This window comes from Sphingomonas sp. AC522 (assembly GCF_979258125.1).
This window is the reverse complement of sequence record NZ_OZ409836.1, coordinates 2,943,052-2,964,546: the sequence shown is the minus strand read 5'-3', so window position 1 is coordinate 2,964,546 and position 21,495 is coordinate 2,943,052. Positions and strand designations below refer to the sequence as shown.

At 64.6% G+C, this 21,495-nt stretch carries 18 protein-coding genes; 7 read left to right on the top strand and 11 right to left on the bottom strand.

Annotation, left to right across the window (positions count from 1 at the left end; translation table 11 throughout):
- Positions 1 to 56 precede the first annotated feature (56 nt).
- The gene (dgoD, locus tag ACZZZM_RS14925) at positions 57 to 1,193 is read right to left on the bottom strand and encodes a galactonate dehydratase (protein WP_463595870.1); all 1,137 of its coding nucleotides are present in this window, start codon (positions 1,191 to 1,193) and stop codon (positions 57 to 59) included.
- 124 nt (positions 1,194 to 1,317) lie between these two features.
- Between dgoD and ACZZZM_RS14920 the strand changes: the two genes are divergently transcribed.
- The 5 genes from ACZZZM_RS14920 (at position 1,318) to ACZZZM_RS14900 (ending at position 5,891) form a co-directional block, all read left to right on the top strand.
- Positions 1,318 to 2,196, top strand: coding sequence for a 2-dehydro-3-deoxygalactonokinase (locus ACZZZM_RS14920; protein ID WP_463595869.1), 879 nt, complete (start codon positions 1,318 to 1,320; stop codon positions 2,194 to 2,196).
- Complete coding sequence (locus tag ACZZZM_RS14915) at positions 2,193 to 2,828, top strand: 2-dehydro-3-deoxy-6-phosphogalactonate aldolase (protein WP_463595868.1); 636 nt, start codon at positions 2,193 to 2,195, stop codon at positions 2,826 to 2,828. Before ACZZZM_RS14920 ends, ACZZZM_RS14915 begins: the two co-directional genes overlap by 4 nt.
- Position 2,829: 1 nt before the next feature.
- On the top strand, positions 2,830 to 3,747 hold the full coding sequence (locus tag ACZZZM_RS14910; protein WP_463595867.1) for a Gfo/Idh/MocA family protein: 918 nt from the start codon (positions 2,830 to 2,832) through the stop codon (positions 3,745 to 3,747).
- 98 nt (positions 3,748 to 3,845) lie between these two features.
- Entirely contained in the window at positions 3,846 to 4,568 is a 723-nt protein-coding gene (locus tag ACZZZM_RS14905; RefSeq protein ID WP_463596459.1) for a FadR/GntR family transcriptional regulator, read from the top strand.
- A 24-nt stretch (positions 4,569 to 4,592) separates the two neighbouring features.
- Positions 4,593 to 5,891, top strand: coding sequence for a family 1 glycosylhydrolase (locus tag ACZZZM_RS14900; RefSeq protein ID WP_463595866.1), 1,299 nt, complete (start codon positions 4,593 to 4,595; stop codon positions 5,889 to 5,891).
- A 1-nt stretch (position 5,892) separates the two neighbouring features.
- On the opposite strand, the gene ACZZZM_RS14895 is transcribed toward ACZZZM_RS14900, so the two are convergent.
- From ACZZZM_RS14895 to ACZZZM_RS14870, 6 genes are all read right to left on the bottom strand, one after another.
- Positions 5,893 to 6,141 (bottom strand): hypothetical protein, encoded by a 249-nt coding sequence (locus ACZZZM_RS14895; protein WP_463595865.1) that lies wholly within the window; start codon positions 6,139 to 6,141, stop codon positions 5,893 to 5,895.
- Between the two features lie 108 nt (positions 6,142 to 6,249).
- Positions 6,250 to 7,554 (bottom strand): extracellular solute-binding protein, encoded by a 1,305-nt coding sequence (locus tag ACZZZM_RS14890; protein ID WP_463595864.1) that lies wholly within the window; start codon positions 7,552 to 7,554, stop codon positions 6,250 to 6,252.
- A complete protein-coding gene (locus ACZZZM_RS14885) occupies positions 7,551 to 8,405 on the bottom strand; it encodes a carbohydrate ABC transporter permease (RefSeq protein ID WP_463595863.1) in 855 nt (284 codons plus the stop codon). Before ACZZZM_RS14885 ends, ACZZZM_RS14890 begins: the two co-directional genes overlap by 4 nt.
- Positions 8,395 to 9,273, bottom strand: a complete 879-nt coding sequence (locus ACZZZM_RS14880; RefSeq protein ID WP_463595862.1) for a carbohydrate ABC transporter permease — start codon at positions 9,271 to 9,273, stop codon at positions 8,395 to 8,397. Before ACZZZM_RS14880 ends, ACZZZM_RS14885 begins: the two co-directional genes overlap by 11 nt.
- Entirely contained in the window at positions 9,270 to 10,361 is a 1,092-nt protein-coding gene (locus ACZZZM_RS14875; RefSeq protein ID WP_463595861.1) for an ABC transporter ATP-binding protein, read from the bottom strand. The genes ACZZZM_RS14880 and ACZZZM_RS14875 overlap by 4 nt, the downstream gene beginning before the upstream one ends.
- A 65-nt stretch (positions 10,362 to 10,426) precedes the next feature.
- Entirely contained in the window at positions 10,427 to 11,245 is an 819-nt protein-coding gene (locus ACZZZM_RS14870; RefSeq protein WP_463595860.1) for a phytanoyl-CoA dioxygenase family protein, read from the bottom strand.
- A 76-nt stretch (positions 11,246 to 11,321) separates the two neighbouring features.
- Between ACZZZM_RS14870 and ACZZZM_RS14865 the strand changes: the two genes are divergently transcribed.
- Positions 11,322 to 12,710, top strand: a complete 1,389-nt coding sequence (locus tag ACZZZM_RS14865) for a family 43 glycosylhydrolase (protein WP_463595859.1) — start codon at positions 11,322 to 11,324, stop codon at positions 12,708 to 12,710.
- On the opposite strand, the gene ACZZZM_RS14860 is transcribed toward ACZZZM_RS14865, so the two are convergent.
- From ACZZZM_RS14860 to ACZZZM_RS14845, 4 genes are all read right to left on the bottom strand, one after another.
- A complete protein-coding gene (locus tag ACZZZM_RS14860) occupies positions 12,707 to 13,744 on the bottom strand; it encodes a glycoside hydrolase family 43 protein (RefSeq protein ID WP_463595858.1) in 1,038 nt (345 codons plus the stop codon). The genes ACZZZM_RS14865 and ACZZZM_RS14860 overlap by 4 nt on opposite strands.
- A gap of 9 nt (positions 13,745 to 13,753) precedes the next feature.
- Entirely contained in the window at positions 13,754 to 14,605 is an 852-nt protein-coding gene (locus ACZZZM_RS14855) for an SMP-30/gluconolactonase/LRE family protein (RefSeq protein WP_463595857.1), read from the bottom strand.
- 36 nt (positions 14,606 to 14,641) lie between these two features.
- Positions 14,642 to 15,844: an MFS transporter gene (locus tag ACZZZM_RS14850; protein WP_463595856.1), complete on the bottom strand. Its 1,203-nt coding sequence runs from the start codon at positions 15,842 to 15,844 to the stop codon at positions 14,642 to 14,644.
- Between the two features lie 78 nt (positions 15,845 to 15,922).
- Complete coding sequence (locus ACZZZM_RS14845) at positions 15,923 to 18,172, bottom strand: beta-glucosidase (RefSeq protein WP_463595855.1); 2,250 nt, start codon at positions 18,170 to 18,172, stop codon at positions 15,923 to 15,925.
- 248 nt (positions 18,173 to 18,420) lie between these two features.
- Here ACZZZM_RS14845 and ACZZZM_RS14840 point away from each other — a divergent pair, with 248 nt between their 5' ends.
- Positions 18,421 to 21,420, top strand: a complete 3,000-nt coding sequence (locus ACZZZM_RS14840) for a TonB-dependent receptor (RefSeq protein ID WP_463596458.1) — start codon at positions 18,421 to 18,423, stop codon at positions 21,418 to 21,420.
- The last annotated feature ends 75 nt before the right edge of the window (positions 21,421 to 21,495 follow it).

The following is a 21,495-nucleotide window of genomic DNA, read 5'->3' as shown; positions in this document are numbered from 1 at the left end:
TAAGATAGTGCGGGTTTTTGGCAACACTCGGCGCCGTGCGGGCCGTTCCGGCACCGTCACCATTCGGCGAAGCTGCCGTCCGCGTGACGCCAGACCGGATTGCGCCAGCGATGCTTTTGCTCGTGCGCCTGCCGCACTGCATCCTCGTCGATCTCGATGCCGAGACCGGGGCCCGTCGGGATGGGCAGATGCCCATCCACCGGCGTCAGCACGTCGGGATTCGAGCAGAAGCTCAGCAGGTCATGGCCGGCATTGTAATGAATGCCGAGCGACATTTCCTGGAGAATGACGTTGGGCGTGGAGCCTGCGAGCTGGAGGCAGGCGCCGAGCGCCAGCGGCCCGAGCGGACAATGCGGCGCGACCGCCACGTCATAGCTTTCGGCCATCGCCGCAATCCGCCGGCATTCGCTCAGGCCCCCGGCATGGCTCAGATCGGGCTGGATGATGTCGACCGCGCCGCTCGCCAGGAATGGCTTGAAGTCCCAACGCGAATAGAGCCGCTCGCCGACCGCGATCGGCGTCGCCACCAGGTTCGATATCTGGATCAGCGCTTCGGGGTTCTCTGAAAGCACCGGCTCCTCGATGAACAGCAGCCCGAGCGGCTCCAGCGCCTTGGCAAGCTGCTTGGCCATCGCGCGGTGGACGCGGCCGTGGAAATCGAGCCCGACATCCATGCCCGCTGCCTGCGCCGCTTCGACGCGCTGGACGACGTCATCGAGCTTGGGCGCGACGAGATAGTCGATCTCGGCAGTCGCGTTCATCTTGACCGCGGAGAAGCCCTGATCCTTGCGGGCCTTGGCAGCCTCGGCAATGTCGTCGGGCCGATCGCCGCCGATCCAGGCATAAGCGCGCACCTTTTCGCGGACCTGGCCGCCCATCATTTCCCATGCGGGCAGGCCGTAATGGCGGCCTTTGAGGTCCCAGAGCGCCTGGTCGAGCCCGGCGAGCGCGGACATGAGAACCGGACCGCCGCGATAGAAGCCGCCGCGATACGCCACTTGCCAGATATCCTCGATCCGCCGCGGATCGGCGCCCAGGAAGCGGTCGCGCAGCGCCTCGAACGCGCCGTCCACGGCCTCGGCATGGCCTTCAAGGCTGGCCTCGCCCCAGCCGAAGCAGCCGTTATCCGCTTCAACGCGCACGAAAAGCCAGCGCGGGGGTACGTGGAAGGTTTCGATACGCGCGATCTTCATGAGTCCACCTCGAGCCCTGACAAAGGGCATTTAGCCCATTTATCGGATAAAATGACTCTAGCAAGGCCGGGCAGTGCCTGTATGAACTTCGCGAGCATTATCGGCACGAGGATCAGCAGGCCCGATGAACTGGCGAGATGGCCATATCGCAGTGGATTGGGGAACGACCAATCGGCGGGCTTATGCCGTCGATCCAGACGGCCGGGTGACCGATCGCCTCGAGGATTCGCGCGGGCTGATGGCAGTGGGGGAGGGCGGCTTCGAGGCTGCGGCCGATGAGATCACTGCCGCGCTCGGCGACCGGCCGACGCTGCTTGCCGGCATGGTCGGATCGAACCGCGGCTGGCGCGAGGCTCCCTATGTGCCGTGCCCGGCCGACGCCGAAGCCCTCGCAACGGAAATCCGCTGGATCGAGCCCGGCCGTGTCGGGATCGTCCCGGGCGTTTGTCAGCGAGGCGATGCCGGCGCCGACGTGATGCGCGGCGAAGAGGTCCAGGCGCTGGGCGCAGTCGTGGCGGGGCTCACGCCACCCGAGGGGCTGATCTGCCATCCGGGGACTCATGCGAAGTGGATCGGGATGGAAGGCGGGCGGATCGCGCGCTTCCGCACGATGATGACCGGCGAGATGTTCGCGCTGCTGCGCAATCACTCGATCCTGGGCGATCAATTGAAAGGCGAGGTCTCTACCGGCGATTCCTTTGCTGCGGGAGTAAGCGAGGCGCTGGACGGGGCGGATATCCTCTCGTCGCTGTTCGGCATTCGCGCACGGATGCTGCTCGGCGGAGGCAGGTCGGATGCGAGCTATGCCAGCGGGCTGCTGATCGGCAGCGATGTCCGCGCAGGACTAAGGCTTCAGGAGCAGGGGCTGGTCTCGCTGGTCGGTGCGCCCGAGCTTTGCGATCTCTACGAGAGCGCGATCGAGCAGGCAGGGCGCGAGGCTAAGGTGATCGACGGCGAAGCTGCCTTTCTCGCCGGAATTCGACATATCACGGAGCTGTTATGATCCAGCCGCTGGACGCCTTCCGCACCTATTTCGCGGCATGCCCGCTGATCGCGATCATTCGCGGCGTGACTCCCGACGAAGCCGAAGCGGTGGGGGAGGCGCTGATCGAAGCCGGAATCCGCATCATTGAAGTCCCGCTCAATTCGCCCGATCCCCTCGTCAGCATCGAGAGGCTGGCGAAGCGCTTCGGCGGTGACGCGCTGATCGGCGCTGGCACGGTGCTGCGGACAGAGCAGGTGCAGCAGGTGGCGGACGCGGGCGGCGGCATCATCGTTTCGCCCAATGCCAACACGACTGTGATCGCTGCGGCGGCGCAGGCAGGGCTGGTTTCGGCGCCCGGCTATTTCACGCCGACCGAGGCCTTCGCTGCGCTGGAAGCCGGCGCGCACATACTCAAGATCTTCCCTGCCGAGGCCGCACCCCCCGCGGTGGTCAAGGCGCAGCGGGCTGTGCTTCCCAAGGATGTGCCGGTCGTCGCAGTGGGCGGCGTTACGCCGGACAAGATGGCGGCATATTTTGCAGCGGGTGCCGACGGCTTCGGGCTGGGCGGTGCGCTGTATCGCCCGGGGCAGAGTGCGGACGAAGTCTCGCGGCAGGCGCTCGCGTTCGCAGCCGCCCTGGCGGAGAGGTGACGTGATCCGAATCGGCATCATCGGCTATGGCAAGATCGCCGCGGATCAGCACCTTCCTGCCATCGCCGCCGATCCGCGCTTCGAACTCGCCGCGGTCGCTACGCGAGCAGGCGATCCCGAACTCGGCGTTCCCTGGTTCCGCGAGGCGGGCGAACTTTACTCGGCGATGGCGGGGAAGGTGGACGCAGTCTCGATCTGCACGCCGCCCTCCGTCCGCCACGCGATTGCGAGCGAGGCGCTGCGCGCGGGTTTCGATGTGCTGTTGGAGAAGCCCCCGGCCGCGACGCTGGGCGAGATCGAGGACCTCCAGCGCATCGCCTCCGAATGCGGCCGTGTGCTCCATGCCAGCTGGCATTCGCAGCATGCGCCGGCAGTCGCTCCGGCGGCGAAGGCGTTGGCCGGGGCGGGCATCGCAGCGCTGCATATTTCGTGGCGCGAGGACGTTCGCAAATGGCATCCCGGCCAGGAGTGGATCTGGCAGGCAGGCGGGTTTGGGGTGTTCGATCCGGGCATTAATGCCCTCTCCATCGCGACGCGGATCCTGCCCGTGCCGCTGTTCGTGCGCGAGGCGCGGTTGCTCGTGCCCGAGAACAAGCAGGCGCCGATCGCCGCGACCATCGCCTTTGCCGGTGAGGCGATGCGCGCCGAATTCGACTGGCGATTCGAGCAAGGTGAGGAATGGACGCTCCGCATCGATACGGCGGACGGTCGCATCCTCGAATTGCGTGACGGTGGCGCACGCCTGCTGATCGACGGGATCGAGCAGACGCTCGACCATCGCGGCGAATATCCTTCGATCTACGATCACTTCGCCACATTGGTCGCCGAGCGCCGCAGCGAGGTGGACCGCGAGCCGCTGCGGATCGTCGCGGACGCATTTCTGGTGGGCAACCGCGAACAAGTGAAGGCGTTTTCATAACAAAGGTTAGATTGCGTGGACGACGATGCGACCCGCCTTTAGTCTTTCCTCCAGCGCGGCCGGCGGCCCGCGGGGAATGGAGAGGTGCGTGCGTGGAAATTGAACAGTCGAGCCTGAGTTCGCCGGGAGTCGGAGGGCGCAACCTCACTTACGGCCTGCTCGATTCGCTCGGCCGCGCGATCGTCACCGGGCAATATGACGAGCGCGTCTTCCCGACCGAGGCCGATCTCGCCAAGCGCCACGGTGTCAGCCGTTCTGTGACGCGCGAAGCGGTCAAGATGCTGACCGCCAAGGGACTTCTGACCGCCCGCCCGCGCAAGGGCACGACGGTCCAGCCCTCCGGGCAGTGGAATCTGTTCGACCCGGACGTGCTGCGCTGGCTGCTCGAGCGCAAATTCTCCCTCGAATTGCTGCGCCAGTTCAGCGAGCTCAGGATCGCGATCGAGCCCGCTGCGGCAGCGCTGGCGGCGCGTGCGCACGATGCGCAGGGCATTGCGGTGATCAAGGCTGGCTATGCTCGGATGGAAGCGGCAGAGGCGGGCGAGGACGATCCGCTGGAGGCCGACATCGCCTTCCATGTCGCGATCCTCGCGGCTTCAGCCAATCCCTTCTACGCGCAGTTCCGCGACGTGGTGGAGACAGCGCTGCGCACTTCGATTCGCTTCACCAATCGCTTCAAGGGCCGCACCGCCAGCCTGCCCCAGCATGGCGCCGTGCTCACCGCCATCGAGCAGCGCAATGCCCTCGCCGCGCATGCCGGCATGGTCGGGCTGATCACCGACGTGATGACTTTGATCGGTGAGGCCGAACACAAGACCTGACGGAGACGTACGATCGCTAATTTCATGTTCGCCACGGGAATCGAAAACAGCATCCCGACGATCAACAACGGCCGCACCCGCGTCGATCAGATGGAGGCGTGCGGGCATTACAAGCACTGGAAGCTCGATTTCGACTGCGTCGAAGAGATCGGAATCGAGTATCTGCGCTACGGACCGCCCCTTCACACCACGTTTCAGCGCCCCGGCCGCTACGATTGGGAATTCGCCGATCTCGCGCTCGCCGATCTCAAGCGCCGCGACATCGTGCCGATCATCGATCTCTGCCATTTCGGCGTGCCTGACTGGATCGGCAATTTCCAGAATCCGGATTTCCCGCAGCTTTTCGCGACCTACGCGGCGGCTTTCGCCGAGCGCTACCCGTGGGTGCAGCTTTACACGCCGGTCAACGAGATGTTCATCTGCTCGGTCTTCTCGGCGAAATATGGCTGGTGGAACGAGCAGGGGACGACCGACCAGAGCTTCGTCACTGCGCTCAAGCACATCGTCAAAGCCAATGTCATGGCGATGATCGAGATCCTCAAGCGCCGCCCCGATGCGATCTTCATTCAGAGCGAATCGTCCGAATATTTTCACGCCGACAGCCCCGGCGCGATCGCGCAGGCCGAGCATCTCAACCAGTGGCGTTTCCTGAGCCTAGACCTCAATTACGGCCGCCGCGTCGATAGCAGCATGTACGAATATCTGCTCGATAACGGGATGACCAAGGCCGAATATCACTGGTTTCTTGAGCACCGGCTCAAGCAGCACTGCATCCTGGGCAATGATTATTACGTCACCAACGAGCATCGCGTGTTCGCCGACGGGCTCACTACCGGATCGGGGGAAGTGTTCGGCTATTCGGAGATCACACGCCAATATTTCGAGCGCTATGGCCTCCCGGTGATGCACACCGAGACCAACATGCGCGAGGGCCCCACGGGGCAGGAAGCGGTGCAGTGGCTGTGGAAGGAATGGGCGAACATCCTGCGCGTCCGCAATGTCGGCATCCCCACGGTAGGCTTCACCTGGTATTCGCTAACCGATCAGGTCGATTGGGATACTGCGCTGCGCGAGCAGAACGGCAATGTGAACCCGCTCGGACTGTTCGACCTGGACCGCAACATCCGCGCGGTCGGCAAGGCCTATAAGAAGCTGATCGCCGATTGGCGCGAATTGCTGCCCGCTTCCAGCCATTGCCTGGTCGTCCCAATCGTGCCGCCCTCACGAACCGAGCGCCAATACGCGCAGGAGCAGCGTAAGACCGCGGAGCGCCATCTGAAATCAGTGCCGGCCGAGGCCGCGAGCCCCGAGGCGGGCGGTTAGGTCAGGCGAAGGCGAGTCTTTTCGGCATGTCGGTTTCGCCATACCGCCCTTCGACCGCCGCTTCTTCCGCCGTCAACGGGCGCATGAAGCCGATGCTGATGTGACGGCCGAACACCGCGTCGCCGCGGATGCTCACTTGGGCCTCTGCGCCCCTGCCCAGACTTTTCCGCAGGGCGGAGAGCTCGGCAATCAGTGCGTCGAGCGATTCATGCTCGGCGACTTCGACATAGTCCTTGATCATTCGCGTCATGGTCAAAACCCCCCCGGGTTCTGTTAGTGGTTGAACGAGAGGCCCGCCTTCAGGGCCGTCGAACCATTTATAAGATAAGTTAGCTTTCTGTCTCGTGAATAATCTAGATCAAGGTAATTGAGCTAGCAATTCGTTCACGCGGCGCTCGGCATCAGCGAGCGCTTGGTCGACGCTTTTCTGCCCGGTTATCGCGGCGCTGACCTCTTCGCCAACCAGCCCCTCGATCGCCGATTGGCGCTGGACATAGCCGGGCAGGGGATGGCCGATATCGGCGAGCGGGGCGATGTCCGGCCGGTGCGGGAGGGCGCGAAATGCCGGGCCGTCGATCACCTGGCGCACCGCGGGCAGATGACCGGTCCGCGCCCAATCGAAATTATGCGCCGCCATGAACTTGAAGAAGCTGCCGATCGCAGCGCGCTGCGCCGGGGTGCGATCGCGCTTGGGGACGACCCAGGCGTGGCCGCTGACGAATTCGGCTTCCTGGCCCCAGAGCCGCGGATAGGGATACACCGCATAGCTTTGGTAAAGCGGGCGACCGGGGGTCTCGGCGTCCTGCTGGAACTGGCCGATCATCCAGGTGCCGGTGGGGTAGATGCCGCCCTGGCCGCTCAGGAAAGCCGCGATCGCCGCCGGCGTATCCTGGTTGAGCGTGCCGAGCCCTTCCTTGGTCAGGTCGCGGAAATAGGAGACGATGCGCCGCGCTTCGGGCGTCTGGAGGCGGATGTGGAGCGGATCAGGGAAGATCGCAGCGCCCTGCGCCATCAGATAGGTGTATAGCGTTCGCGTCGAGCCGGCCGGATCGGCGACGAGGCTCTGGAGGAGATAGGGCTTGCCGGTACGCGCCTTGAACTGGCGGGCCTGGGTCAGCATTTCCTCGGCGGAGCGCGGCAGGATCGGCTTGCCGTTTTTCATCAACCCGGCCTGTTCGAACAGCTTGGTGTTGATGTGATAGAGACCGCCATGTGTATCCCAGGGCAGGCCGTAGAGGCGGTCGTTCACCGTCACCGCCAAGCGGCTGGCATCGGTGAATTGGCCGGGGTCCAGGCCGGCTTCCTTGAGATAGGGCTCGACCGGCTCGAGCAGCCCGCGCGCGGCATAGTCCGCGATCACGCCGCCATGCATGGTGACGATATCCGGCGGATCCCCCGCCGCAATCTGCGCGCTGAGCTGCGGGTAGCCGGGCCAAGCGACGACATTGCTGCTCACCGGCGTATTCGGATGCTCGGCGTTGAACTTGTTGATCATCGTCGTGATGATCCCGCATTCGCCCTTGGCCGCGGCCACGTCGGTCGACGCGCCATAGGCCGCGCCGCATTCGCCGAAGAAGCGCTGGACGTAAATTGCGCCGTCCTGCTTGCCGCCTCCGCAGCCGGTCGCGAGCAAAGCAAGAGTCAGTGCAAGCAGGTGTTTCATCGCGTCGCGGTCCCGGACATCGCCGCGACGATGTGCTTCTGGAAGAGGATGTAGACGATGAAGATCGGGATCGAGGCGAACACCGCCTGCGCCATCAGGAAGCCGAGGCCACTGGTCTGCGCATAGTTCATCTGGGCCGAGGCGAGGCCGACGGTGAGCGTGTACATGTCGCTCTTGGTCGCCGAGATCAGCGGCCACCAATAGCTGTTCCAGCTGCCGAGGAAGGTGAACACGCCGAGCGTCGCCTGCGCCGGGATGGTCAGCGGCATCAACACTTTCCAGAAGATCCGGAAGCGCGAGGCACCGTCGAGCATTGCCGCCTCATCGAGATCGCGGGGGATCGCGCGGAAATATTGCGTCATGAAGAACACGCCGAACGGGCCGGCGAGCCCGGGCAGAATCAAGCCGGGATAGCTGTTGTGCAGATGGAGCGCCGCGAACAACTGATGCTGCGGCAGGATCACGGCCTGCTCGGGAATTGCCAGGCCGAGCAGCACAAATACGAACAGCGTACGGTGGAAGGGGAATTCGAGCCGGGCAAAGCCATATCCGGCAAGGCTGCATAGTGCGAGCACGCCAATCGTCGTGCCGAGCGAGACGATCAGGCTGTTGAGCAGCCAGCGGAACACCTGATCGCCGGCGAGGATCGCGATGTAATTTTCGAGCGTGTAAGGGAAGGTCAGCGCCGCGCCGCTATTGCCGACCAGCGCCTGGTTCGCCTTGAGCGACAGGAGCACGGTCCAGATCAACGGCGCCAGCATCATCGCCGCCGCCAGAATGAGTGCGATAATCGCTGCGGGGGTCAGCCGGCCGTCGCCGGGGCGCGGGGCGGGCTTGCGCTCAGCGGCCATTGCCCGCCTCCTTATTGCGCATCGTGAACCAATATTGCGCGAGCGTGAGCGCCACGATCAGCACGAACAGCACTTCCGCGGCGGCCGCGGCATAGCCGAGCTCCCAGCGCCCGAATGCAGTTTCGAAGATAAACAGCACCATAGTGCGCGTCGCACCGCTCGGACCGCCGGCAGTGAGCAATTGCGCCTGGCCGAACAGCTGAAGCTGCGCCGCGGTCTGGAGCATCACCACCAACACTACGGTGCGGCTGAGCGAGGGCAGGGTGATCCGCCAGAAGCTGGTCCAGCGGCTGGCACGATCGAGCGCGGCCGCCTCGTAAATGTCGCCCGGGATCTGCTGGAGACCGGCGAGGAACAGCATCATCGGCAGCCCCACCGACCACCAGATCGTCGTGATCGCTAGCGCCCACAGCGCCAGCGTCGGATCGCTGAGGAAGGGCAGGGGCTCGATCCCCGCGCCCTTGGCAACTTCGCCGAGCAGGCCCGCATCCGGAGCCAGCACGAAGCGCCAGATCAGCGTGACGATGGTCACCGACAGCACCGAGGAGGAGAAGAATATGCCGCGGAACACCGCCGCGCCGCGCGTCGGCCGATTGAGCGCAAGCGCCAGCATCAGCGACAGGACGGTGAGGATCGGCACAATCATCATCGCCAGCAGCAAGGTATGCCAGATCGATGCGTGGAAGACCGGATCGGCCGCCAGCCGCGCATAATTCTCCAGCCCCACAAATTGCCCGCCGCCGAATAGGTCGACGCGGCGGAAGCTGAGGCCGATGCCGGCCATCAGCGGGTAGATCAGGATGAACAGATAGATGGCGAGAAAGGGCGCGACGAATCCGAATCCGGCCAGTGCGCCGCCGCGTTTCACGCAGCGCTCTCCGCGTGATGGCCGTTGCCATCGGCATCGAACAGATGCGCCGAGCTCCCGTCAATGCGCAGGCACACGCGGTCGCCCAGGCGGACCTGGCTGTGGCCGCTATCCTCGGCGGTGATATCCTGCCCGTCCTTGAGCTTGGCATAGACGAGCGTGCGATCGCCGAGGCGCTCAACCAGTAGCACTTCGGCCTCGCACAGGCTCTGCCCTTGCGGCGCGACACGGACATGCTCGGGGCGCAGGCCGAGCTGGAGAGCGCCGCCGGTGGGCAATCCTTCGCGGCTGATGCTGGTCTCGACTTCGGTGCCGTCGCCGAGCCGGACGCGCGCGGAGCCATCGCCGGGCAAAAGCATCGCGGGCAGCAAGGTCATCGCCGGCGAGCCGACGAAGCGCGCGACGAAGCTGTTCGCGGGGCGGGTGTAGATTTCCATCGGTGCGCCGACCTGCTGGATGCGGCGGTCGTTCATCACGACGATACGGTCGGCCAAAGTCATCGCCTCGGCCTGATCGTGCGTCACCATGATCACCGCGGCCTCGACCCGGCGGCGAAGCTGGGCGAGCTCGACCCTCGTGCGCGTGCGCAATGCCGCGTCGAGGTTCGACAGCGGTTCGTCGAACAGGAAAAGCTTGGGATGCTTGACGATCGCCCGGCCGATCGCGACCCGCTGTCGCTGGCCGCCCGACATCTGGCCTGGCTTCTTGTCGAGCTGGTTTTCAATCTCGAGCACCGCAGCTGCCTGCGCGATCCGCTCGTCTATCTCAGCCTGCGGTACCTTCGCATTCCTGAGGCCGAACGCCATGTTCTCGCGCACGGTCATGTGCGGGTAGAGCGCATAGGCTTGGAAAACCATTGCGACGTCGCGGTCGCCCGGATGGAGCTGATCGATCCGCCGCCCGTCGAGCACGACTTCGCCAGCGTCGGCGGTTTCCAGGCCCGCGATGATGCGCAGAAGGGTGGACTTGCCGCTTCCCGAAGGGCCGAGGAACGCGACGAATTCGCGGTCCTCCATCGTCAACGACACGTCGTCGAGGACCGGCGTCTCTCCATAGGCCTTGCGGACGTTGCGAAGCTCAAGGCTCAACCGGGCATCCTCTTTTATCTTATTTATCGCACTTTTGGCCGAGCCGCTCCCGCCCGTCAATGCGCTCAATAGCTTGGCGTCAGCAGGCCCTCGATCACATGATGCTGCACCACGGGCACGAGCTTGTCGACCACGCGGCAGGTAAGGTGCTGGCTGACGCGGGGCGGCAGGGTATTCAGATATGCGGGAGTGACCTGGAGGTCGTGATGCGCGGCGTTGGTGGCGTCCGGGGCATCGACGCCGACGACCAGCACCGGCCGGGCCCCGTTTGAGCGATTGGCGGTGCCGCGATGGATAGTGAGCGCCGAGCGGGCCGAGATGTCACCGCGTTGGGGCAATTTCTGCACCGCGCGCGTTTCGTAGCGCGGCCAGAGGTCGCGCGGCGGGAACATGCCCTTGGCACACCCGTCGAACTGGTCCCATTGCGTGCCCGGCGCCACTTCGAACGGGCCGTGCTCGGGGAGCGTGTCTACCGCAGTCATGTTGAAGGCTAGCGAATTGAGCCGCCGGCCGATCGTGGTGGCTTCGGGCACTGCGAAGTCGCGGTGCCAGGGCTGGTCGGCAGCGCCGGGGAAGGGGATGTCGAAGCCGATTTCGACGATGCGATAATCGGGACCCAGCACGGCCTCACACACCGCTACGAACCAGGGGTGAGTGGCGATTTCGACAAAGCCGCTGATGCGCTCGGGCTGGACCTCGACATAGAAGCGCTCAGGGCCGCGCGGCAGCGCCCCGCCAGCCACATTCTGCGCCTCGGCAAACAAAGTCTCGATGTCTTGACGCAAACGGTTGGCGAAGTCGGTGCTGAAGGCCTGTTTCAGCCCAATGATCCCGTCGCCATACAGGCCGCCCAGGATCGCCGCGGCCTCGTAGTTTTCGGGCATCGTCGAACCCCCTCGCATTTATCTTATAAATGTGTTTAGCCCGCCCGCGACGCTTTTGCGAGCAGGATCGGACAGTATGAGCATTTTCGAAATTCACGCCGCCGCCGAGGATACGGGCAGCCGGATCACCGTCCGCCAAGGCGATGCCCAGCGCAATTACGTGCTGAGCGACGGCAAGCATCCCGATTACATGGCCTTTTTCCGCGAACTCGCGGCCGACTTCGGTACGCGCAACCCGCATGTCTATGACGGTCCCTCCGGCGGCGACGCTCCTGAGCCCGACTGGCGCCCGCTGCTGATCGGCAATCTCAGCCCGACGATCACTGCCGGCTATGGCGATCCGGCGATGCTCAAGACCGACCAGGGCTATGTTTTGGTCTCAACCTCCAACGATGCTCCCGATGCCTTCCCGATCCTGCGCTCGGACGATCTGCGCAACTGGACGCATGAGGGCTTCGTGTTCGCGGAAGGCGAGGCGCCCGCCTGGACGGCGCACGGCCGCCTCGTCGGCGATTTCTGGGCGCCGGAAATGGCCAAGGTCGGCCAGGAATATTGGGTGGTGTACACCGCTCGCCAGCATTCGAACGCACTGGCGATCGGGCTCGCCAAGAGCGACACTCCCTTCGGTCCGTGGCGCGATCTCGGCCATCCGCTGATCACCGCACACGCCGCCAACACTACCGGGCTTCCCGACGATCCGACCCAACCGGTGATGAGCGGTGGGGTCATCGACTCGCATATCTTCATCGACGAGAATGGTGAGCGCTATCTGTTCTGGAAGCGGGACACCAATGGCGTGTGGCCGCGCCCGCTCGCCGGACTGCTGCGCGACAAGCCCGAGCTGATCGAGCAGCTGTTCGCGGAGGAAGCAGACCGCCGCACTGCCGCCTTTGCCGGCGGGATCGTCAACTGGGCGAATGGCCGGCGGCCGATGGAGCGCTTCTTCCTGATGCAGCCGCTGATCGAGGCGGTGCTCGACAATTGGCGGCATGTGAAGTCAGTACTCGCGGCCGTGCCCGGGGCCGAAGCGATCCTCGATGCGATGAGCACGCCCATCCATGCGCAGCGCCTGTCCGAAGAAGGCGAGCTGGTCGGCGAGGAGCATCTGGTGCTCACCAACGATCTCGACTGGGAAGGCCATCTGATCGAGGGCCCCTGGGTGACGCGCCAGCAAGGCCGCTACTGGATGTTTTACGCCGGCAATGATTTCGGCACGCCGGCTTACGGGATCGGAGTGGCAGTCGCCGATCATCCGTTCGGGCCGTATGTAAAGCAGGGCGAGCCATTGCTGAAGTCCACGCCGGCTTGGTGGGCACCGGGCCACGCCTCGGTTGCGCCGGGGTTGGACGGAAAGCCGCAGCTCTTCTTCCATGCCTTCTTCCCGAACACCGGCGGGTATAACGAATTCCGCGCGCTGCTCACCACGCCGCTGACATTCGGACCCGAGGGCGTGACCGCGGGCTAGCGCGGCGCCTTTTGCGGGCCGGTGGAGGGACCATCCCCCGCGACCCGCGGCCAGCCGTCGCGCCACTCGATGCGGTCGAGCAGCATGATGCGTCGCGAGTTGATGTCGTCGCCCGGCTTGGTGCGCGGGCGCTTGGCGTCGACGGCGTGATAAAGCATCCAATCCTGACCGGCCGCATCGCTGATCACGGCATTGTGGCCCGGAGCCACCCAATCACTGCGGGCCGCGAGGATTGCCGGGGCGCCGGTCGCGTGGCGCATCGTCTCGAAAGGGCCGGTCGCGCTCCGCGAACGCGCGACCAGCACGGCGTAATGCGCCTTCGGGCCGCAGCAATTGTCGCCCGAATAGAAGAGATAATACCAGCCTTCGCGCCGGACGACCCAGGCCCCCTCGATCAGCCGCTGATAGTTTGCCGGGTCGTCGGTCTTGTCGACCTGGACGAGCGGGATTTCGGCGCTGCCGGGCGCGAACGAGATGCGGTCGGGCGCTAGCTCGCGAACCTTGATCGGCCCGAAGCCCGAGCCCCAATAAAGCAGCTTCTTGCCGGTCGCGGGATCATCGAACGACATCGGATCGATATTGACGAAGCCCTCGCCGCATATGAGCGGCTTGCCGATATCGGTGAACGGACCTTCGGGGCGATCAGCGGTCGCGACGGCCAGGCAAAGTCCGCGCGAATTGTCAGTGAGCGCGGCGTCGGGCTTGGCCGAATAATAAAGGAAATAGCGGCCGTCATGCTGCGCGACATGCGGCGCCCAGAAGTCCTGGGTCTTGCTCGCCCAGCTCGGCTTTACCGGCAGCGCGTCGGTCGGCGCCTCCCAGCGAACCAGGTCGCGCGAACGGGAGAGCTGGATGTTCAGGCCAGCGCCCTGTGTGGCGTAAACATAATAAAAGCCGTCGGGCGCGCGGAGTGCCGCGGGATCGGGAAAGTCGCGATCGAGCACGGGGTTGGCATATGTGGCGCCGGAGTCGACTCGGGCAGCGGGCGCGCAGGCGGAAAGCAGCGCTGAGGCGCACAGGATCAAGGCTCGCATGCGCCTAGCCTAACCCGCGTAGCGATAAGGCGCGAGGCCCTTAATGCCTGGATCGACTTCGAACAGGCATCCGCCGTGCGGCTCGTCCAGCCCGTCGGCGGCGGATGTTACGAACATGCGGTCGAGACCTTCGCCGGCAAAGACCATGCTGGTGATCTGGCTGGCGGGGAGATGGATTTCGCGCTCCACCTGGCCATCGGGATCGAAGCGGCTGACGCGCGAGCCGCCCCAATGCGCGACCCACAGCCCGCCCTCGGCATCGAAGGTCATGCCGTCGGGATTTCCCCATTCAGGCTGGAATTGGAGGAACAGCTCGCGAGGGCCGAGCTGTCCGCCGTCGAGCGCGAAGCGATAGATCCGGCCAAGCACGGTGTTGGTATGATAGAGCCAGCGACCGTCAGGACTGATCGCGGGACCATTGGCGACGTGATAGCCCTGGTCCATGCGCGTCAGCGTACGGCCTTCGATCCGGTAAAGCGAGCCGGTGGGCTGGTCGCAGGTCAGCGGCATGGTGCCAGCCCAGATCCGGCCATCGCGGTCCGCCTTGGCGTCGTTCATCCGGTTGATTTCGGGCTCGTCCGCGGGAAGATCGACCAGCGGCTCGATCGACAGCGGATCGAGCGTGACGGTCTTCACGCCGCTGCGAAATCCCGCCACCAACCCCGGCGCGTCCGATCGCTCGATGACCCAGCCGACCATCTCGGGCATTTTCCAGCTCTCGACGTGGTCGCTCGACAGCGTCAGCCGGTTGACGCGCTGCTCGAGGATATCGACCCAATAGACAACGCCTTCGGGCGCCCAGAGCGGCCCCTCGCCAAGCCGGTCGCGCCGATCGCGCTCGACGATACGCCAGTCACTCATTGCCACGCTCCTGTCCTGGCGAGGCCCCTAATCGCTTCACTCCCGAATGGCGAGGATCAGCAGCCCGCCGCATATCGCCAGCACGGCCAGCGCCAGCATCACGGCGTCGAAATCGTTGGGCATCGCCAGCGTCCAGGCCAGCAATGGACCGAGAAGCCCGGGCAGGGTGTTGGTGAGGTTGAGCAGCCCAAGATCGCGCCCACGATGGTCGGGGCTGGGCAGTAATTGCATTGCGAAGGCCGAATGCAGTGCCAGGAACACCGCCGAGCTGACCGAAAACAACCCGAAGCACAAGGATGCCAGCCCGAAATCATGGGTCCAGGCCATCCCGGCCAATCCAACAGCCGCGAGGGCAGCGGCCGCGAGCAAGAAAGGTTTGCGGCGGCCAATATGGTCCGAAAGGCGACCGCTGAGGACGGCGATGGGGAGCGAAAGGACATAAGCGAGCGTCAGCACTTGCGCGACGCCCGCCGCGAGGTCCGGCCGGGGTGTCGGGGAGAGGCTCTCGAAATAATAGAGCAAATATAGCGACAGCACCGCGCCTGAGATCTGGATCAGAAGCCGCGCGCCCCAGGCGATGGCCAGATCGCGGCGCGATTGACTGGCTTGAGCTGGCGCAGGCGTGCGCTCCGGGACCGGCAGGGGCCGTGTGAACAATAGCGGCACGACGCAGAGCGCGACCGCTGCGGGCAGGATCGCGAGGCGGGCAGTGTCGCTCAGTGTCGGCAGCCCGACGAGCAACGCGCAGACGGCGGAAGCGAGCGGGGCGGCAAAGGCGAGCATTCCGCCCGCCACCCCTTTTTGCGAATCGGGGATTTCGTCCGCCATGATCGCGAGGAAGGGGGCAAGGAGCGCGTTGATCGCGGTCTGGAACGCGACGATCGCGAGGATGATGGAGATGGGCGAAGAGGCCACGGTGATGGCGGCGTAGGAGGCAGCGGTCATTGCGACCCCGAGGCCAACCCAGCTGCGCCGTCCGCCGCCGCGGGCGAGCGAACGGTCGCTTAGCCACCCGAACAGGATGTTGGAAATGCTCGCGGCGGCGGCGCCTGCGATCACCGTCACGGTGAACAGGTCTAACCGCGTTTCGCCTGCGATCTCACCGATCCGGGCCGGCAGGAGCAGCGTGAGCAGCGGCAGATAGCCAATCACGGCGCCGGCATTGGCCAGCGCGAAGAGCAGCAGGAAGCCCGTTGAGCGCGGCGCTTCCGAGAAAGGGGTCAGGGTGCGGGCGGACATCGCTGGCTTGATCCTGCCAGTTGCGGCGGCGCCGGGCAATGCGCGTGCCCAGCGCCGCCGCCCCAATGAGCTGAGAGATCAGGGTTTCATGGTGGCTTCGTCGAGCGTGACCGTGCTGACCAGGCCGCGGTCGGTGGCGTCCCGGGCGAGGGCGACGCGATAGGCTCCGCCTGCGATCCGCCAGCCTGGCAGGCGCGTATCGTAATCGGCGAGGATACGCGGCTCGGCGGTCAGCGTGATGCGCCGGGTCTCGCCGGGCTTGAGCGTGACCCGCGTGAACGCCGCGAGCCGCATCGGCCCGTCGCTTTTTCCGCGCGCCACATAGACCTGCGGCACGTCCGCGCCTGCGCGCCTGCCGATATTGGTCACGTCGAACGAGACGGTCAGCGTGTTGCCGCCGCTTACCTGCAGGTTGCTGTAGCCAAAGCTCGTATAGCTGAGCCCATGCCCGAAGGCGAAGAGGGGCTTCTGCGCGGTCTTCTCATACCATCGGTAGCCGACATCGGCCCCTTCCTTATAATCGACCGGGAAGCTCTTGAGCGCATATTGGCCGCTGGTCGCCGCGGGGTTGGAGGCGGCAGCTGCCTCCAGCGAGGAAAGCGTATCCTTGCCCACCGGCAACGGACGCGGCGGCTGGGCCGCGGTGGCGGGGAAGGTGATCGGCAGGCGGCCGGAGGGATTGACCTTGCCGGTGAGGATATTGGCAATCGCTTCGCCGCCGCGCTGGCCGGGGTACCAAGCCTGGAGCACCGCCGGGACCTGATCGATCCAGGGCATCAGCACCGGTCCGCCGGTTTCCAGCACAGCTAGGGTGTTGGGCTGGGCGGCGGCCACCGCCGCAATCAGCGCGTCCTGGTGGTCGGGCAGGCGAAGATCGGGGACATCATCGGCCTCGGTGGTCCACTGCGTCGCGAAGACGATGGCGAGATCGGCTGCCTTGGCGGCGGCAGTGGTTGCGTTGAGATTGCGGCCGTCGATGAAGCTGATTTGGGCGCCGGGCAGCGCCTTGCGCAGCGCCGCAAGCGGCGAGGAGGCGTGATAGGTGATCCGCGCGAACGATGCCGAGCCGCCGGTGCTCAGCGGAATCTCGATGGGCGCCCCGCCGACACCGCGGACCTGGCTCGATCCGCCGCCTGAAAGCACGCCGAGATCGGCCGCGCCGCCGATCAGTACGATGCGTTTCGCCCTGGCTGCCACCGGCAGGAGGTTGCGTTCGTTCTTGAGCAGGACGATCCCCGCCTCGGCGGCGCGCTGCGCGACGAGCGCGTTCTTGGCATAGTCGATCGGCTGCGCGCGAGCGGGCATCGGCGAATCATAGGCACCGGTCTCGATCAGCCCCGTCAGATAACGGGCGACCATGTCGTCGAGCCGCGCCATCGGCACGTCGCCCGATTGCACTGCGGCCTTGAGCGGCTCGGAGAAATACATCGCCTTGTCGAGCTCTTGGCCCGATTGCTGGTCGAGCCCGGCCTTGGCGGCCTTGGCGGTTGAATGCACGCCGCCCCAGTCGCTCATCACCCAGCCGCGATATCCCCAGTCGCGCTTGAGCACCTTGTTGAGCAGGAAGTCGTTCTCACACGCCCAATCGCCATTGACCTTGTTGTAGGCGCACATCACCGATCCGGGCTGGCCCCTTTCGATGGCGATCTGGAAGGCGAGCAGGTCGCTCATCCGCAGGTCCGCCTCGCCGATCCGCGCGTCGAGCACCATCCGCCCGGTTTCCTGCGCATTGAGTGCGAAATGCTTGACCGTCGAAGCGATCCTGTTCGACTGGACTCCGGCGATATGCGCTCCCGCCAGCAGGCCGGCGAGCAGCGGATCTTCCCCGAGATATTCGAAATTGCGCCCGTTCCAGGGATCGCGCGTGAGGTTCACGCCGCCCGCGAGCATGACGTTGAAGCGCTTGGCGCGTGCCTCTGCGCCGATCATCGCGCCGCCCGCGCGGGCGATCTCGGGATCGAAGGTCGCGGCGGTAGCGAGGCTGGAAGGAAGGGCAGTCGCGACGTCTCCCTTGCGCTGCTCGACCTGGTTGGCGACGCCGAGCGACGCATCGGTTTCGCGCACGATCGGCACCCCGAGTCGCGCGATACCATCGATATGCCCGGCGGAGGGGATCAGTTCATTGGCGCTCTTGCCGCCGGCCATCGGCGGAAACAGCCCATGGACCAGCGCGATCTTTTCATCGAGCGTCATCTTGGCGACGATCGAATCGGCCCGTGTGCGCACATCCTGCGCAGTAGCGGCCCCGGACTGCTGGGCAAGCGCAACTCCGCTGCCCAAGACCGACAGAGCAGAAGCCGAAAGCAGCAACGCGCACAGTTTCTTCATGGTTCTCATCCTCTCATCGCCTTTCGCGTAGCAGCTCTGCCGTCTGGCGGGGCGACTCGCGGATCGACCTGTTTCGGCGTGCAGGAAGCATAAATTGAGAACGTTCACAATTCCTGCTGTCCAGAGCAACGAGCCGGGATATTGCCCGAATGACGGCACTTGACAACGCAAGACAAAGAGGTGAAGTGAACGTTCTCAACGATGGCAACGGATGAAACCGAGCCGCTTATGGGAGGGAGAGGATGAGGATGAGGGGCAATAATCGTCACTCGATGTCGTCGCTGGCGCTGGGCGCCTCGATATTGGCGTTGATCGCAGCGCCGGGCGTTGCATTCGCGCAAGATCAGACTGCGCCGGCACCAGACAACGCTGTCAGCGAACAGGACGGCGACATCGTCGTCACCGGCATCCGAGCTAGCCTCGAGCAGGCGATGCAGATCAAGCGCGACAGCCAGGGCGTGGTCGATGCGATCTCTTCGGAAGACATGGGCAAGTTTCCCGATACGAACCTCGCCGAATCCCTCCAGCGCATCACCGGCGTCTCGATTGACCGCTCGAACGGCGAGGGCTCGACCGTCACCGTCCGCGGCTTCGGCCCCGAATTCAATCTGGTCACGCTCAACGGCCGCCAGATGCCGACCTCGACGCTCGGCGACGGCGGGAGCGCGCCTTCGACGCGTTCGTTCGACTTCGCCAACCTGGCGTCCGAAGGAATTGCCGGGGTCGAAGTCTACAAGACCGGCCGCGCCACGATCGCATCGGGCGGCATCGGCTCTTCGATCAACATCAAGACGCCGCGTCCGCTCGATCGGCCCGGCCTTCGCGGCAGCATTTCCGCCAAGGGCGTCTGGGATACGTCGCGCAACAGCGGCGACGTGATCACTCCCGAAGTCTCGGGCATCCTGAGCAGCACCTTCATGGACGACCGCGTCGGCATCTTGCTCACGGGCTCGTACCAGAAGCGCAAGGCCAGCGTGAACACCGCCAATGTTGGCTGGCGCGACGGCTATCTGGGCTCCGAAAACAATTGGGGCTCGCTCGCCATGGCGCCGGATCCGCGCGCCGCGAACATCACCAATCGGCCCGATCCGACCGACGTCTATCAGGTGCCGCAGAACGCATCGTACGACCTCAACGACATCAATCGCGAGCGCATCAATGGCCAGCTCGTGTTGCAATTCCGCCCGGTCGACGACCTGACAGCAACGATCGACTACACCTATTCGCGCAACACCGTTGAAGTGCGGAACAGCAATGTCGGCATCTGGTTCAATCACAACGACACGTCGAGCAGCTGGACCGACGGCCCGGTTGCCGGTCCCAAATTCTACACCGAGCGCTTCGGCGCCGGCGAGCGCAAGGATCTGTCGTACAGCGGCGCGCTGACTGCCAACCGCAGTGTCAACAAGTCGCTCGGCGGCAATCTGCGCTGGGATGCGCCGGGCGGGATGACGGTCGATCTCGACTTCCATCACTCGACCGCGGAATCGAAGCCGACCAACAAATACGGTTCGAGCGTTTCGGTGGGCAATGCCGTGTTCGGCGTCGCCAGCCAGACGGTCAATTTCGAGAACGACCTGCCGGTCCTCTCCTACTCGATGCATCCGGGGATCGATCCGCTCAATCGCGCGCTGATCACACCGACCGGCAACGCATTCCGCAACGCCTATTTCAAGAACGAGATCAACCAGGCCCAGCTGCGCGGTCATTACGATCATGACGGCAGCTTCCTCGACAGCATCGATTTCGGCGCCTCCTATACGGACAGCAAGGTCCGCTCGGCGTTCGGCTTCATCCAGAACGAGACGTGGAGCGGTGCCGGCCCGGCATCCGACATCCCCGACGACATCTTCACGCTGACCACATTGCCTGACAAGTTCAAGGGCGTGTCTGGTGCCGGTGCGGGGATGATCCAGAGCTTCTACCGCTATGATTTCGAGCGCCTCGCCGGCATCCTCGAAAGCAAGTACGGCATCTGCAGCAAGCCGCAGCAGGGCAAGGCGGCGGCGGGCACTTGCCTTGCCGAGTTCACTACCGATCGTCGCATCTCCGAAAAGACGTTGGCGCCGTATCTCCAGGTCAACACCGCGTTCGATCTGTTCGGCAATACCAGCCATCTGACCGGCGGTGTGCGCTACGAGCATACCATCATCGACTCGCAGGCGCTGGTTCCGATCCCCAACGGCACATCGTGGAATGCGGCCAACGAATTCTACGTGATCCTGTCGGGTCAGCAGGACTTTTCGCGCTTTAAGGGCGAGTATGAGAACTGGCTGCCCAATGTGGATTTCGACGTCACGCCGATCAAGAATGTGAAGCTGCGCGCGTCCTATAGCCACACAATCACCCGTCCGGATTATGGCAGCCTGCAGGGTGGGCTGACGCTCGACAACCAGTTCCGCATCGCGTTCGGCACCGGCAGCCGCGGCAATCCGGGCCTGCTGCCTTACAAGTCGAAGAACATCGATCTTTCGGCCGAGTGGTATTACGCCCCGTCGAGCTATATGTCGGTCGGCTATTTCAACAAGGATGTGTCGAACTTCATCTCGCAGGGCAGGGCCAACGAAAACGCCTTTGGCCTCCGCACGGTCGCCAATGGTCCGCGCTATAATGCGGCGGTGGCTGCCGGAGCAGGCTCGACCCCCTGCGGCATTCGTCAGTTCATCTTCAACAATTATCCCGGATCGGTGGTCAAGACCGGTACCGATCCTTCGGGCTGCACGACGGGCAACATCCTCGCGCTGCCGGAAGATCCGCTGCTGACCTTCCAGATCAACACGCCGATCAACAGCGCTCAGACGGCCAACCTCCGCGGTTGGGAATTCGCGATCCAGCATAATTTCTGGGAAACCGGCTTCGGCGTCATCCTGAACTACACCAAGGTGGATGGCGACGCGAAGTATGACAATACCAAGCCGTCCAGTGTGACTCAGTTCGCGCTGACCGGGTTGAGCGACAGCGCCAATGCCGTCGCCTTCTATGACAAGAATGGCCTTCAGGCGCGCGTAGCCTGGAACTGGCGCGACAAGTTCCTCGCAGGAACCGGCGCCAACCCATTCTATGTCGAGAAGTATTGGCAGATCGACGCGAGCGCGAGCTACGAGTTCACGCCTGGTCTCACCGCCTTTGTCGAAGGCATCAACCTAACCGGAGAGGGCCGTCGCGGCCATCTGCGCTCCGATCGTAACGCCGCCTTCGCCTCCCCGGGCTATGCGCGTTACTCCGGGGGCGTTCGGTTCAGCTTCTGATCCACCGGGTCGCACCGGATCGGAAGTTGCGGGAAGTGCCACCTCCTTCGGGGGGTGGCCTTCTTCCTTCCCGCG

Bases quoted from the DNA above. Each gene is read 5' to 3' on its own strand.
- dgoD (WP_463595870.1), bottom strand. From the start codon at position 1,193: ATGAAGATCGCGCGTATCGAAACCTTCCACGTACCCCCGCGCTGGCTT.
- ACZZZM_RS14920 (WP_463595869.1), top strand. From the start codon at position 1,318: ATGAACTGGCGAGATGGCCATATCGCAGTGGATTGGGGAACGACCAAT.
- ACZZZM_RS14915 (WP_463595868.1), top strand. From the start codon at position 2,193: ATGATCCAGCCGCTGGACGCCTTCCGCACCTATTTCGCGGCATGCCCG.
- ACZZZM_RS14900 (WP_463595866.1), top strand. From the start codon at position 4,593: ATGTTCGCCACGGGAATCGAAAACAGCATCCCGACGATCAACAACGGC.
- ACZZZM_RS14895 (WP_463595865.1), bottom strand. From the start codon at position 6,141: ATGACGCGAATGATCAAGGACTATGTCGAAGTCGCCGAGCATGAATCG.
- ACZZZM_RS14890 (WP_463595864.1), bottom strand. From the start codon at position 7,554: ATGAAACACCTGCTTGCACTGACTCTTGCTTTGCTCGCGACCGGCTGC.
- ACZZZM_RS14885 (WP_463595863.1), bottom strand. From the start codon at position 8,405: ATGGCCGCTGAGCGCAAGCCCGCCCCGCGCCCCGGCGACGGCCGGCTG.
- ACZZZM_RS14870 (WP_463595860.1), bottom strand. From the start codon at position 11,245: ATGCCCGAAAACTACGAGGCCGCGGCGATCCTGGGCGGCCTGTATGGC.
- ACZZZM_RS14865 (WP_463595859.1), top strand. From the start codon at position 11,322: ATGAGCATTTTCGAAATTCACGCCGCCGCCGAGGATACGGGCAGCCGG.
- ACZZZM_RS14860 (WP_463595858.1), bottom strand. From the start codon at position 13,744: ATGCGAGCCTTGATCCTGTGCGCCTCAGCGCTGCTTTCCGCCTGCGCG.
- ACZZZM_RS14855 (WP_463595857.1), bottom strand. From the start codon at position 14,605: ATGAGTGACTGGCGTATCGTCGAGCGCGATCGGCGCGACCGGCTTGGC.
- ACZZZM_RS14850 (WP_463595856.1), bottom strand. From the start codon at position 15,844: ATGTCCGCCCGCACCCTGACCCCTTTCTCGGAAGCGCCGCGCTCAACG.
- ACZZZM_RS14845 (WP_463595855.1), bottom strand. From the start codon at position 18,172: ATGAAGAAACTGTGCGCGTTGCTGCTTTCGGCTTCTGCTCTGTCGGTC.
- ACZZZM_RS14840 (WP_463596458.1), top strand. From the start codon at position 18,421: ATGAGGGGCAATAATCGTCACTCGATGTCGTCGCTGGCGCTGGGCGCC.